The following is a 14,020-nucleotide window of genomic DNA, read 5'->3' as shown; positions in this document are numbered from 1 at the left end:
ACCAGGTCCATCGCGACGGGCGGCCACCACGTCGAGACGAGCATGGCGGCCCCTCGGGGTCGCGCGATGCGCTGGTTCGCGAACATCGTGCTCAGCGTCATCGGCATCATCTTCCTGCTCCCCCTCGTCTGGCTCCTCCTGGCATCGTTCGACTCGACCGCGAGCCTGTCCGTGAAGTGGCCCGAAGCACCGTCGCTCGACAACTTCCTCGCCGTCCTCACCCCGGAGATCTCCCTCATCCCGCTCTGGAACAGCCTCGTGCTGTCCGGCGGATGCGCGATCGTGACGGTGCTCGCGGCGATCCTCGCCGCCTATCCGCTCTCCCGCTACAAGTCGCGCATCAACAAGCCGTTCCTGTACGGGGTGCTGTTCGGGACCTGCCTGCCGATCACCGCGATGATGGTGCCCGTCTACGCCCTGTTCGTGGCGTTCAACCTCATCGACAACATGTTCGGCACCATCCTGTTCCTCGCCGCGACCTCGCTGCCCATGGCGATCTGGATGATGAAGAACTTCATGGACTCGGTGCCCGTCTCCCTCGAGGAGGCGGCCTGGACGGACGGCGCCTCGGCCATGGCGACCCTGCGGCTCATCGTCGTGCCGCTCATGCGCCCCGGCATCGCCGTCGTGTTCATCTTCGTGTTCATCCAGACGTGGGGGAACTTCTTCATCCCCTTCATCCTGCTGCTGAGCCCCGACAAGCTGCCCGCCGCGGTGAGCATCTTCTCGTTCTTCGGCCAGTACGGCGCGGTCGCCTACGGCCAGCTCGCCGCGTTCTCGCTCCTCTACTCCCTGCCGGTCCTGGCGCTGTACGTGCTCGTGTCCCGCCTCGGCGGCGGCTCGTTCGCGCTCGCCGGCGCCGTCAAGGGCTGATCCACGACTTCCAACGTCTCCTTCAACGCAGAAAGGCGCTTCATGCCTGATCCCACGCAGTTCGTCGACCTCCGCATCCGCCGGTTCGTGTCCGAACGACTCACCCCAGCCATCTACCGCGAGCGCGAACAGCTCACCGTCACCTCCTGGGACGTTCCGGGCGAGCCCGTGCCGTTCGCCGAGGCGGTCACCCAGCAGTTCACGCCCTTCCGGGTCGGTGACGAGTGGAGCCGCCCGTGGGGAACCACGTGGTTCCACATCACCGGCACCGTCCCAGCCGACTGGGAGATGACGGATGCACGCGTCGAGGTGCTCGTCGACCTCGGCTTCGTGAGCGGCCACCCGGGCTTCCAGGCCGAGGGCCTCGTCTGGACCCCGGAAGGCCACATCCTGAAGGCCATCGAGCCCCGCAACACGGCGGTGCCGCTGAAGATCGGCCCAGGCGACAGCATCGACCTCTACATCGAGGCGGCGTCGAACCCGGACGTGCAGGGCGAGTCGGTCTACGCACCCACCCCCATGGGCGACCTCGCCACCTCCGGTGACGCCCCCATCTACCGCACTCGGGTGCTCGACATCGGCCTGCGCGACGTGCCCGTGTGGGAGCTGGCGCAGGACGTGTGGACCCTCGACGGCCTGTGGCGCGAGCTCGGCGAGGAGACACCCAGGCGTGCGGAGATCCTCCGCGGGCTCGAGCGCCTCATCGACACCCTCGACCCCGACGACATCTCCAGCACGGCGAAGGCCGGCCGCGAGGTGCTCGCTCCCCTGCTCGCCTCCCCCGCCTACGCGAGCGCCCACCACGTGGTCGCCGTCGGCCACGCGCACATCGACTCGGCCTGGCTGTGGCCGGTGCGCGAGACGATCCGCAAGTGCGCGCGCACCTTCTCCAACGTGCTCTCGCTCATGGACGAGAACGACGACTTCCTCTTCGCCTGCTCGTCGGCGCAGCAGTTCGCGTGGATGAAGGAGCACTACCCGGACCTGTTCGAGCGCATCAAGGTGCGAGTCCTCGAGGGGCGCTTCGTGCCCGTCGGCGGCATGTGGGTGGAGTCGGACACGAACCTGCCGGGCGGCGAGGCCATGGCCCGCCAGTTCGTGGCGGGCAAGGGCTTCTTCATCCGCGAGTTCGGCATCGAGCCGCCCGAGGTGTGGCTGCCCGACTCCTTCGGATACTCGGCCGCGCTCCCCCAGATCGTCAAGGCCGCCGGCTCGAAGTACTTCCTCACGCAGAAGCCGTCGTGGAACGAGACGAACGTCATGCCGCACCACACCTTCAACTGGGAGGGCATCGACGGCTCGCAGGTGTTCACGCACTTCCCGCCCGTCGCCACCTACAACTCGGTGCTCTCGCAGGAGGAGCTGCACAAGGCGCAGCGCGACTACAAGGAGAAGGGCGAAGCCAACTCCTCGCTCGTGCCGTTCGGCTACGGCAACGGCGGCGGCGGCCCGACCCGCGAGATGATCGCGGCCGCGGAGCGCACCCGCGACCTCGAAGGCTCGCCGACGGTCGAGATGACGAGCCCGCAGGCGTTCTTCGAGCAGGCCGAGGCCGAGCTCGAGCAGCCGCCCGTCTGGTCCGGCGAGATCTACCTCGAGTTCCACCGTGGCACCTACACGTCGCAGGCGCGCACGAAGCGCGGCAACCGCCGCAGCGAGCACCTGTTGCGCGAGGCGGAGCTGTGGGCGAGTGCGGCGACGATTCGCACGGGCGCCGCGTACCCGTACGCGGAGCTCGAGTCGGCCTGGCAGACGGTGCTCCTGCAGCAGTTCCACGACATCCTTCCCGGCTCCTCCATCGCCTGGGTGCACCAGGTCGCCGAGGAGCACTACGAGCGGGTCGCGGGCGAGCTCGAGACGCTCATCTCGTCGGCGCTCGGCTCGCTGACGGGCGCCGGGGAGACGGCGCTGCTCGCGAACGCCGGACCGTACGCGGTGGACGGGGTGCCCGCGCTCGGTGGTGGCGCATCCGGTGCCGCCTCGGGTGCCGCCCCGCACGGTGGCCCGGTGACGCTCACGCGCTCCGGTGACACCCTGGTGCTCGACAACTCGCTGGTGCGCGTGACGATCGACGCGGACGGTCTCGTGTCGTCGCTCTTCGACGTCGCCGCGGATCGCGAGCTGGTTCCGGCCGGCGAGCGCGCCGCCGAGCTGTGGATCTACCGCGACACCCCAGCCCAGTGGGATGCGTGGGACATCGACGTGCACTACCAGCGCCACGGCCGCCCGATCCGCTCGGTCGACTCGATCGAGGTCGTCTCGGAGGACGCCGACCGGGTCGTCGTGCGTGTGTCGCGCTCGCACGGCTCGAGCACCTTCGTGCAGGAGCTGTCGCTGGGCGCCGGGCGTCCGACGCTCGACCTGACGACGGATGTCGACTGGCACGAGCGCCAGAAGCTCCTCAAGCTGGCGTTCCCGCTGGATGTGCACGCGGAGCGGTCGTCGTCCGAGATCCAGTTCGGGCACGTCAACCGCCCCATCCACCGCAACACGTCGTGGGACGTCGCACGGTTCGAGACGAGCGCACACCGTTGGGTGCACGTCGGGGAGACCGGCTACGGGGTCGCCGTCGCGAACGACTCGACGTACGGGCACGACGTGACCCGCACGACCCGAGAATCCGGCGGCACGACCACCCTCGTGCGGGAGTCGCTGCTGCGGGCTCCCACCTTCCCGGACCCGCACGCCGACCAGGGCCGGCACGTGCTCCGCACCTCGGTGCGAGTGGGTGCGGATGTGCTGGACGCGGCCGCCGAGGGCTACCGGCTCAACGTCGCACCGCGCGCCGTGACCGGAGCCGCGGCCATCGAGCCGCTGCTGACGGTCGACGACCCGGCCGTCGTGGTGGAGGCCGTGAAGCTGGCCGAAGACCAGAGCGGCGACGTCGTCGTCCGCCTGTATGAGGCTCGCGGTGCGAAGGCTCGGGCGACGGTGACGCCCGGGTTCGCGTTCGAGTCGGTCGCTGAGACCGACCTGCTCGAACGTGACGTCGACCAGACGGCGATCGTGGATGCCGAGGGGGCCCTGGCCCTGTCGGTGCGCCCGTTCCAGCTGGTCACGCTCCGCTTCCGTGGGGTGTCGGCGCTGCGCTGACAACTGGGGAGACCGGGCGGGCAGACTGCGCTGCCTGGCCGGTCGGACGCTGTGGCGAACCGCACCCGCGGACTCCTGGGTGCCGGTTCGCCACAGCTGTGTCTGCGGGCATCTGCGTCTGCGGGAGCCTGCGTCTGCGGGCGCCCCCGCGCTCCTCGGGCTCTCTCGCGCTGTCGGCCTTCCTCTCGCGCTGTCGGCCTTCCTCTCGCTTCCTTTCGCGCTCCCCCACTGTCCCGGCGCCAAAGTTGTGGGTAAGTGCGCTCGCGAAGCACCGCAACCGCACTTGGCCACACCGCTGCTGTCAAAGGCGGCCGCTCGGATTCCCGTGCCGCTCGGGACCCTCCGCTCGGGCTCCCGGCGTCTCGGGGCCCTGCTGATCGGCTCCCGGCGTCTCGGGCCCCCTGCCGATCGGCTCCCGGCGTCTCGGGGCCCTGCCGATCGGCTCCCGGCTTCTCGCCCCTCGAGCTCTCCCGCTGAGTCTCTCTCAGCCCCTCCCTCGCAGCCTCCTTCGCGGCCCCTCGCTCGCTGTCCCGGCGCCAAGGTTGTGGGTAAGTGCGCTCGCGAAGCACCGCAACCGCACTTGGCCACACCGCTGCCGTCAAAGCCGGCCGCTCGGATTCCCGTGCCGCTCGGAGCCCGCAGCATCCCGGTTCTTCCCAGCGGGACCGGCGTTAGATGGATGGCGGAGCGCGCAGCCCCGACGCGCGCAGGAATGAGCGACGATGCCCACCTTCACGAACATCCATCACCTCGCGGTGACCGTCCGCGACCTCGAGACGAGCGTCGCCTTCTACGAGCAGGTCTTCGGCTTCGCCCCGGCGACCGAGATCGACGACGAATCGCTGCACCGCAAGCTGTTCGCGCTGCCGGGCGGCACGAACCTCGGACTCACGCAGCACGACGGCGGCACCGACGGGGCGAGTGGCGGAGGGTTCTCGCCGTTCTCGCCGGGACTCGATCACATCGGGCTCACCGTCGAGAGCCGCGATGAGCTCGAGGCGTGGGCAAGCCACCTGAGCGAGCACGGTATCGAGCACAGCGGCATTGTCGAGGCGGCGTATGGCTACGCGCTGAGCTTCAAGGACCCCGATCAGATCGCGCTGGAGTTCTTCGTCTCGAAGTAGGTGCCGCGCTAGCGCCTCCGGCCACAGCTCCCCCGCACAGAGTTGTGGCTTGGTGCACCTGCTGAGCACCGCAACCGCACCAAGCCACAACGCTGCGAGCATCCTGCACCACTGCGCGCCGGGCACCACCGCAGAGTTGTGGGGAAACGCTCCTCGCAAGCACCGCAACCGCACCAAGCCACAACCCTGCGCGCGGGGACACGCACTCGCCCGCGCAACGCGCGCCCGAGCAGGCATCGAAGCCGACTCACCCCGCGCCGCCCCCAAAGTTGTGGCAAAACGCTCCTTGGGAGCTCCGCAACCGCACCCAGCCACAACCCTGCACACCTCCTGCACCACCGCGCGCCCGGCACCGCTGCAGAGTTGTGGGCAAACGCTCCTTGGGAGAACCGCAACCGCACCAAGCCACAACCCTGCGCGCGGGGACCCGCACGCGCCCGCCTAACGCGCGCCCGCACCGCCGCGCCCCGGCGCCATCGCAGAGTTGTGGGGAAGTGCTCCTTGGGGGCTCCGCGACCGCACCAAGCCAGAACTCTGTGTACGTCCCGGCACGCGCCGACCGACACGCACCGGACCAGGCATCGGACCAGGCGCCGAGGCCGGCTCACCCCGCGCGGTCGCGCACCAGACCGGACGCCACACCCGCTCACCCCGCTCACCCAGTAGCGCCGCAGAGTTGTGGCAAAACGCTCCTCGGGAGGTCCGCGACCGCACCCAGCCACAACCCTGCGCGCGTCCCGGCGCGTCCCCGCTTGCGCCAGCGGGCCCCAGCTCGCGCCAGCTCGCGCCGGCTCGCGCCAGCGGGCGCCAGCGCACTCAGGAGGGCAGCAGCATCGAGAGGGTGAAGCTCCAGACGCAGATGAAGGCGAGCATCCCGAGGCTGTAGCCGATGGAGCTGCGGAGGATCTCTCCCTCGCGGCCCGAGAGACCGACGGCGCCCGCGGCGATGGCGATCGACTGCGGCGAGATGACCTTCGCCGTCGTGCCGCCTGCCGTGTTGGCGGCGACGAGCAGCGAGGGCGCGACGCCGATGCGTCCGGCCGTCGCGACCTGCAGGGGCCCGAAGAGCGTGTTGTTGTTGACGACCGATCCGGTGAGGAACACGCCGAGCCACCCGATGATGGGCGCGAGGAGCGGGAAGACGGGGCCGACGGCGGCGAGCGCGCTGCCAATGCTCGCGGAGCCGCCCGAGTAGTTCGCGATGTTCGCGAGCACGAGGATGAGCGCGATGAGCACCAGCGCCTGCCAGAGCTCGCGGAACGTGGCGGCGAGCTGCCCCCACAGGTCTGCGGCCTTGAGGCTCGGCGTCGTGAGGAACGACACGATGACGGCGAGCAGGATGGCGGTGCCGGTGGCGCTGATGGGGGCGAAGTCCCAGGTGGTCGCGACGGGGTCACCGCTCGAGAGCGCGATCTCGCCGGTGAGGCCCGGAATCGGGAACTTGATGACCGCGGCGGCAAGCGGCCCGTCGACGGCGAAGAGCTGCTTGAACGCGGGGATGCTCCACACGAGGATGAGGCCCGTGAGGATGTAGAAGGGGCTCCAGGCGACCGCGATCTCGCGCACGCTGTGACGTTCCACGGCCGGCGCCTCCCCACCGCCTTCGCGGAAGATGCGCTTCGGCTGCCAGACGCGGCCGAACACGAAGAGCGCGAGCATCGCCGCGAGGCCCGACCCGAGGTCGGCGAGTTCCGGCCCGAGGAACCACAGCACGGACGCCTGCACGCCGCTGAAGACGACGCTCACGACGAGGGTCGCCGGCCAGGTCTCGCGGAGGCCGCGCCAGCCGTCGAGGATCATGACGAGCAGGAACGGCACGAGGAATGTGAGGGGCTGCAGGAGCAGCGTCATCATGCGGGACATCTCGAGCACCTCGACGCCGGCCACCTGCGCGCCGACGATCACGGGGATGCCGATCGCGCCGTATGCTCCCGCCGCGACGTTCGCGACGAGGGACAGCATGGCGGCCTTCACCGGCTTGAAGCCGAGCTGCACGAGGAGGGCCGCGCAGATCGCGATCGGCACCCCGAAGCCCGCCGCGCCCTCGAGGAACGCGCCGAACGCGAAGCTGATGAGCAGCACCTGGATGCGCTGGTCCGGCGAGATGCCCGAGATGGAGGCGCGGATCACGTCGAAGCGTCCGCTCGCGACGGCGAGGCGATACAGCCAGACGGCCATGACGATGATGTACGCGATGGGCCAGATGGCGGTGAGGACGCCGAGGAGCCCCGACCCTGCGACGGCGGTCCCCGGCATCCCGAACGCGACGAGCGCCACGAGGATCTCGGCGACGACGGCGATGCTGGCGGCGAGGATGCCCTTCATCTTGAGCGCCGTGAGGCAGATGAAGAAGATGGCGATCGGGATCACGGCGACGAGCGCCGACAACCAGGGATTTCCGAACGGGTCGATGTCCTGCATCCACATGAGAAGCTCCGTCCATCGTGAGCTCGAGAGCGCTGGGGAGCGTGCGCTGAGCTCTGCTCGTCACAGTAGCGGGCATGGGTCTCGCGGGGCGAGCGTTTCACCGGCGAAGTGCCGCCCGATCTGCTGCCGCTGCCTCGGCCCCGGCCTCTGCGTTCGCCGGATTCGCCGCGCCCCGCGCTGAGCTGTCACCGCATCCGCCGTTTCGCTCGGCGCCACTGCGACAGACTGCTCTCATGACGCGAATCGTGGCAGTTCTCGGAGACATCACTGAGCAGGCCGTCGACGCGGTCGTGAACGCGGCCAACAACGGGATGCGCGGGGGCGGCGGGGTCGACGGCGCCATCCACCGTGCGGGCGGCCCCGAGGTGCTCCGTGACTGCGTAGCCAGGTTCCCCGACGGCCTTGCGACCGGGGATGCCGGATATACGACCGCCGGGGAGCTGCCAGCCCGATGGGTCATCCACACCGTCGGGCCCGACTACGGCTCGGGCCAGCGCGATCGCACGCTGCTCACCTCCTGCTACCGGCGCTCGCTCGAGGTCGCCGACGAGCTCGGCGCCACCTCGGTCGCGTTCCCTCTCGTCAGCGCCGGCATCTACGCCTGGCCGCTCGAGGACGCGATCGCCGCCGCCATCGACACCATCTCGGGCTCGGGGTCGCAGGTCGAGGAAGTGCGCATCGTCGTGCGCGACCCCGAATTCCTCGCCCGAGTGGAGCGCGAGCTTCGCGATCGCGCCGCTGACGCCTGACGCCTGAAGCCCTTCCCGGGCAGGCGGGTCAGAACTCGAGCGTGCCCGCCATCCGCTCCCCCGCGACCTCGACCCAGTCGAGGGTCTCGTCCATGGCGCGCTGGCCGGAGCCTGCGAGCTCTGACAAGGACACGATGCTGACCCCGTCCCGCGCGAGCACCGCCCGCTCCTCGGCGCCGAGGCCCACACGGCCAGCGATCACCCCGAAGCGTGCGCCTTCCTCCTGCGCGAGCTTGCGCACGAGCGAGGGGACCTTGCCTGCCTCGGACTGCGCATCGAAGCTGCCCTCCCCGGTGATGACGAGGTCGGCCCCGCGCAGCAGCTCCCGCAGGCCGACCGCCTCGGCGACCGCCACGGCGCCCGCCGAGACCTCCGCGCCGACCGCGAGCAGGCCGAATCCCGTGCCGCCCGCCGCACCGGCACCGGGATGCGCCGCGAGCGCGAGGACATCGCCGCTCGCCTCCGGCGCCCCGTCGAGCACCTGCGCGAGCCGCGTGAGCCCGGCCTCGAGCAGGGGAACATCGTCAACGGATGCGCCCTTCTGCGGCCCGAATACGGCGGCGGCCCCAAGCACCCCGAAGAGCGGATTCACGACATCGGTCAGCGCGACGAGGCCGTCGTCGGGGAGCCGGACGAGCCCGGAGATGTCGACGCTCTCGAGCGAGTGCAGTCCGCGATTCCCGAGCGGGATGTCGGCGCCAGCGGCGTCGAGGAACCGCACGCCGAGCGCCGACAGCATCCCCGCGCCGCCGTCGGTCGACGCACTGCTCCCCAGCCCGACGAGCACTCGCCTCGCGCCGTGCTCCGCCGCGAACCTGATCGCCTGACCGAGCCCGATGGTCGACGCTCGGGCGCACGACTCGCGGTCCACCCCGTCGAGCAGCGCGATGCCGCTCGTCTCCGCCAGCTCGACGACCCAGGTGCCGTCCGGGAGCTCCACGAGCTCAGCGTCAACGGGGGCACCGAGCGGCCCCTCGACGCGCACCGATGCCACTCGCGCGCCTGGAACCGAGCCGGCGATGGCCGCGGTCGTCCCCTCGCCGCCATCGGCCATCGGCACCTCGACGCACTCGTCCCCGGGTCTGGCGCGAAGCCAGCCCCGCCTGATCGCCGCGGCGACCTCGGCCGCCGAAGCGGTGCCCTTGAACGAATCCGGTGCGATGACGGTGCGGCGCTGCATGCCCCCAACCTACCGACCGGAACGCGCCCGAGGAAAGCGTTTCCCGCTAGGCTCCAGATATTCAGGGCGGCGCGCACCGTCGCGCGCCGGGGAGGAGACACGTGAGTCGACACGGAAACCACGTCACGCTCGGCGAGGTCGCGCAGGCGGCCGGCGTCTCGATCGCAACCGCCTCGCGCGCCATCAACGGCAGCGCTGGCAGGCGCGTGAACGAGGAGATCAAGAAGCGCGTCCAGGAGACCGCCGACCGGCTCGGCTACTCACCCAACCTGAGCGCGCAGGCCGTCGCGAGGGGCGCTTCCTCGACCATCGCCGTGGTCGTGAGCGACATCGCCGACCCGTACTTCAGCGCCATCGCGGCGGGCGTCATGCGCGGCGCCGAGGAAGCCAACCTCATCGTGACCATCGCCGCGGCAGAGCGGAGCGTCACGAACGAGCTCGAGATCGTGCGCACCCTGCGCGGGCAGCGCCCCCGCGCCATCATCCTCACCGGGTCCCGGCGCATCGACGACCCGCAGCAGGCGGCCCTCGAAGAGCAGCTGCTCGCGTACGACGCCTCCGGCGGGCGAGTCGTGCTCGTCGCCCAGGCCCCTTCCCCCTTCGACGTCGTCGAGCTCCGCAACCGCGACGGCGCGCAGGAGCTCGCTCGTCAGCTCGTGCACCAGGGCGGCCGGAGGTTCGGGATCATCACGGGGCCCCTGGAGCTGCTCACCAACCGAGACCGAGTGGATGGCTTCACCGAGGGGCTCGCGGAGTCGGACCTCGGCATCGACGACGACGCCGTCATCTCCACCGCCTTCACCCGCGACGGTGGCTACGAGGCGCTGCGCACGCTCCTCTCCCGCTTCCCGGACACCGACACCATCTTCGCGACCAGCGACCTCATGGCCACGGGCGTCCTCACCGCCCTCCGGGACCTCGGCAAGGAACCCGGCCGCGACGTGTCCGTCGCCGGCTTCGACGACATCGCGCTCGTGCGCGACGTGACCCCTCCCCTCACGACCGTCGTCGCACCCCTGAGCGACATGGGCTACCGCGCCGTGCGCCTCGCCCTCGCGGAGCGCGGCAAGGACGGCCCCGTCGTGCTGCCCGTGAACACGGCCGTCGTGATCCGCGAGAGCACTCCGCGCCGCGGCTGACCCGTTGGCGGGCGCGCCTTGGAGACCGCCCTCGATCCGGGCCACAGACCAGGCCGGTACCCCCCGCTTCGATCTCGCGCTTGTTTCGGTAAGCGCTTTCCAATACGCTGGTCGAAGTCTCAACGCCGAGACTCAGACGAGAGGATGGATATGACCACGGACAAGCTCGGGATCATCGTCAACGGCGCGACGGGGCGCATGGGCTACCGCCAGCACCTCGTCCGTTCACTGCTCGCCCTCCGCGACGAGGGCGGCATCCCGCTGTCGGACGGCACGCGTCGCCCGATCGAGCTCTACCTCGTCGCCCGCAACGAGGAACGCCTCCGCGAGCTGGCCGCGAAGCACGGCATCGACAAGTACACGATCGACCTCGACGTCGCCCTAGCCGACGAAGACTTCCCCGTCTACTTCGACGCGCTCATCACGCGGCTGCGCGTCCCCGCGATCCGCAAGGCCATCGCCGCCGGCAAGGCCATCTACACCGAGAAGCCCACGGCGGAGAGCTACGCCGACGCGCTGGCCCTCGCCGAGGAGGCGGAGGCGGCCGGCGTCAAGAACGGCGTCGTCCACGACAAGCTCTACCTGCCGGGCCTCATCAAGCTGCGCCGCCTCATCGAGAGTGGCTTCTTCGGCGAGATCCTCTCGGTGCGCGGCGAGTTCGGCTACTGGGTCTTCGAAGGCGACTGGCAGCCGTCGCAGCGACCGAGCTGGAACTACCGCTCCGAGGACGGCGGCGGCATCGTCGTCGACATGTTCCCGCACTGGAACTACGTCATCGAGAACCTCTTCGGCGAGATCTCCTCCGTCTACGCCGAGACGCGCACCCACATCCCCGAGCGCGTCGACGAGGCGGGAAAGCGCTACACGGCAACCGCCGACGATGCGGCGTACGCGATCTTCGACCTCGCCGACGGACCGATCGTGCAGTTCAACTCGAGCTGGACCGTGCGCGTCAACCGCGACGAGCTCGTCGAGATCCACGTCGACGGCACGCACGGGAGCGCCGTCGTCGGCCTCTTCGGCGCCAAGGTGCAGCCCCGCAACGTCACCCCGAAGCCCACCTGGAACCCGGACCTGCGCGACGAGCACGACTACTCCGCGGACTGGATCGAGGTGCCGCAGAACGACGCCGTCGACAACGGCTTCAAGCTGCAGTGGATCGAGTTCCTCCGCTACGTGCTCGAGGACGGCACCCACGACTACGACTTCCGCTCGGGAGCCAAGGGCATGCTGCTCGCCGAGGCCGCGCTCGAGTCGAACGCGTCTGGCCGCCGCGTATCGCTCGCAGATCAGGCGGGTGCGAAGTGACGGCGACGCAGGTGATCGACAGCCCCCGGACGGCGACCGGCACTCGGCTCGCCCTGCTCTCCCCCGCCGGCGAGTCGTCGCGGGTCGAGCTGCTCGAGGCCCCCGCCTTCCAGCGCCCGGCGGGCGGGCTCCGCTCCCGTGAGCTGTACGCGGCGGCGCACGTCATCCCCCGCGCGACGGCCGACAACGTGCCTGGCGCGCCTGCCGACATCGACTGGGATGCGACGCTCGGCTACCGCCGGCAGCTCTGGTCGTGGGGGCTCGGCGTCGCCGACGCCATGGACACGGCTCAGCGCAACATGGGACTCGACGCTCCGGCGACGCGCGAGCTCATCGCCCGCAGCTCCGCGGCCGCGCGCGAGGAGGGCGGCAGCATCGCCGTCGGCGTCAACACCGACTCCCGCACGGAGGAGGTGCTGACCCTCGACGAGATCGAGCGCGCCTACCTCGAGCAGCTGGCGTTCGCGGAGGAGCAAGGCGCACTTCCCGTCATCATGGCGAGCCGACACCTGGCCCGCGCGGCGCAGTCCCCCGCCGACTACGCCCGCGTCTACACGCGCGTGCTCGGCGCCGTCTCGTCGAAGGCGGTGCTGCACTGGCTCGGCACCGCGTTCGACCCTGCTCTGCGCGGCTACTTCGGCGCCGACGCCTGGCAGCAGGCGTCCGACCTTGTCATCACCCTCATCGAGGAGCACGCCGACAAGGTCAGCGGCATCAAGATGAGCCTCCTGGATGCGGACGCCGAACGGGCCGTTCGCGCACGCCTCCCCGAGGGCGTCACGATGTTCACGGGCGACGACTTCAACTACGTCGAGCTGATCGAGGACGACGCGGACGGCATCCACTCCGACGCCCTCCTCGGCGCGTTCAGCGTGCTCGCGCCGAGCGCATCCGCTGCCGTGCAGGCCCTCGACGCGGGCGACCCCGCTGGGTTCCGGCGCATCCTCGAGCCGACGCAGGAGCTGTCGCGGCAGGTCTTCGCCGCACCCACCTTCTACTACAAGACGGGCGTCGCGTTCCTCAGCTGGCTGAACGGCCACCAGGATGCGTTCCAGATGGTGGGCGGGCTGCACGCGGCCCGCAGCCTCCCGCACCTCTCGCGCATCGTGGAGCTCGCGAACACGTCCGGGGCGCTCGAGCGGCCCGAGCTCGCGGCTGAACGCTGGCACGCGATGCTGCGCCTCAACGGCGTCGACGCCACCTCGGGGGTGCTCGCATGAGCGCGCACCCCCGCCTGTCGATCAATCAGGCGACGATCAAGCACGCCTCGCTGCGGCAGGCCGTCGATGCGACCGTGCGTCAGGGCGTGCAGAGCATCGGGCTGTGGCGGGAGCCGGTCGCGGATGTCGGCCTCGCGGAGTCGGCGCGCATGCTCGCCGACTCCGGGCTGCGGTTCTCCAGCCACTGCCGCGGCGGGTTCGTGACGATGCCGGAGGGCGCTGAGCGTCGGGCGGCCATCGACGACAACCGCAGGGCCATCGAGGAGGCGGCGACGCTTGCCGCAGCCGGCGCTCCCGGGTCGTCCGCGTCGCTCATCATCGTCGCGGGCGGCATCCCGGAGGGAAGCCGCGACCTCGCGGGGGCCCGCGGCCGCCTCGAGGAGGCCATCGCCGAGCTCGCGCCCGAGGCGCAGGCGGCGGGCGTCACGCTTGTGCTCGAGCCCCTGCACCCCATGTACGCGTCCGACCGGGCGGTGCTCTCGACCCTCAAGCAGGCGCTCGACCTCGCCGATCGTGTCGGGAGCCCCGCCGTCGGCGTAGTGATCGACTCGTTCCACGTCTGGTGGGATCCGGATGCCGAGGAGCAGATCGCCCGGGCCGGGAGAGACGGCCGAATCGCCTCGTACCAGGTGTGCGATTGGGCAACTCCCCTCCCCGCCGACGTGCTGCTGAGCCGCCACCTCCCCGGCGCCGGCATCATCGACTTCGCTGAGCTCACGAGCTGGGTCACCGATGCCGGCTACACGGGCGACGTCGAGGTCGAGGTCTTCAACGCCGAGCTGTGGGCGAAGGACTTCGACGAGGCGCTCGCCGACACGGTCGAGGCCTTCGGAACGCACGTCGGCACGCACCTCGCGCTGCCGGTGCGCGGCTGAGGCCAGCCCCCGCACGAGCGAGCAGAGCGCCT

10 protein-coding genes are annotated in these 14,020 nt (G+C 70.6%); 8 read left to right on the top strand and 2 right to left on the bottom strand.

The genetic code is table 11. From position 1 onward, the window contains the following. The first annotated feature begins 42 nt into the window (after window positions 1-42). The 3 genes from C5B99_RS04325 (at window position 43) to C5B99_RS04315 (ending at window position 5,090) form a co-directional block, all read left to right on the top strand. The gene (locus C5B99_RS04325; protein ID WP_104240660.1) at window positions 43-873 is read left to right on the top strand and encodes a carbohydrate ABC transporter permease; all 831 of its coding nucleotides are present in this window, start codon (window positions 43-45) and stop codon (window positions 871-873) included. Window positions 874-915: 42 nt separating this feature from the next. Continuing rightward, window positions 916-3,966, top strand: coding sequence for a glycoside hydrolase family 38 C-terminal domain-containing protein (locus tag C5B99_RS04320; RefSeq protein WP_104240564.1), 3,051 nt, complete (start codon window positions 916-918; stop codon window positions 3,964-3,966). A 722-nt stretch (window positions 3,967-4,688) separates the two neighbouring features. Continuing rightward, window positions 4,689-5,090 carry a VOC family protein gene (locus C5B99_RS04315; RefSeq protein ID WP_104240563.1) on the top strand — a complete coding sequence of 134 codons (402 nt, stop codon included), beginning with the start codon at window positions 4,689-4,691 and terminating at the stop codon, window positions 5,088-5,090. 816 nt (window positions 5,091-5,906) lie between these two features. On the opposite strand, the gene C5B99_RS04310 is transcribed toward C5B99_RS04315, so the two are convergent. Continuing rightward, window positions 5,907-7,517 carry an L-lactate permease gene (locus C5B99_RS04310; RefSeq protein ID WP_104240562.1) on the bottom strand — a complete coding sequence of 537 codons (1,611 nt, stop codon included), beginning with the start codon at window positions 7,515-7,517 and terminating at the stop codon, window positions 5,907-5,909. A 233-nt stretch (window positions 7,518-7,750) separates the two neighbouring features. On the opposite strand from C5B99_RS04310, the gene C5B99_RS04305 reads away from it, so the two are divergent. After that, window positions 7,751-8,266: an O-acetyl-ADP-ribose deacetylase gene (locus C5B99_RS04305; protein ID WP_104240561.1), complete on the top strand. Its 516-nt coding sequence runs from the start codon at window positions 7,751-7,753 to the stop codon at window positions 8,264-8,266. A 28-nt stretch (window positions 8,267-8,294) separates the two neighbouring features. Here the strand turns inward: C5B99_RS04305 and C5B99_RS04300 are convergent, their stop codons facing one another. Beyond that, window positions 8,295-9,446, bottom strand: coding sequence for a glycerate kinase (locus C5B99_RS04300; protein ID WP_104240560.1), 1,152 nt, complete (start codon window positions 9,444-9,446; stop codon window positions 8,295-8,297). A gap of 101 nt (window positions 9,447-9,547) precedes the next feature. On the opposite strand from C5B99_RS04300, the gene C5B99_RS04295 reads away from it, so the two are divergent. From C5B99_RS04295 to C5B99_RS04280, 4 genes are all read left to right on the top strand, one after another. Next, complete coding sequence (locus C5B99_RS04295) at window positions 9,548-10,585, top strand: LacI family DNA-binding transcriptional regulator (protein WP_104240559.1); 1,038 nt, start codon at window positions 9,548-9,550, stop codon at window positions 10,583-10,585. 150 nt (window positions 10,586-10,735) lie between these two features. Then, on the top strand, window positions 10,736-11,893 hold the full coding sequence (locus C5B99_RS04290) for a Gfo/Idh/MocA family protein (protein ID WP_104240558.1): 1,158 nt from the start codon (window positions 10,736-10,738) through the stop codon (window positions 11,891-11,893). Further along, window positions 11,890-13,113 carry a dihydrodipicolinate synthase family protein gene (locus tag C5B99_RS04285; protein ID WP_374953460.1) on the top strand — a complete coding sequence of 408 codons (1,224 nt, stop codon included), beginning with the start codon at window positions 11,890-11,892 and terminating at the stop codon, window positions 13,111-13,113. Before C5B99_RS04290 ends, C5B99_RS04285 begins: the two co-directional genes overlap by 4 nt. Continuing rightward, window positions 13,110-13,988 carry a sugar phosphate isomerase/epimerase gene (locus C5B99_RS04280; RefSeq protein WP_104240557.1) on the top strand — a complete coding sequence of 293 codons (879 nt, stop codon included), beginning with the start codon at window positions 13,110-13,112 and terminating at the stop codon, window positions 13,986-13,988. The genes C5B99_RS04285 and C5B99_RS04280 overlap by 4 nt, the downstream gene beginning before the upstream one ends. The last annotated feature ends 32 nt before the right edge of the window (window positions 13,989-14,020 follow it).

The organism is Pseudoclavibacter sp. Z016 (genome assembly GCF_002931215.1).
Lineage (GTDB): Bacteria > Actinomycetota > Actinomycetes > Actinomycetales > Microbacteriaceae > Pseudoclavibacter.
The sequence above is the reverse complement of the archived record's forward strand: the minus strand, read 5'-3'. Positions and strand labels throughout refer to the sequence as shown.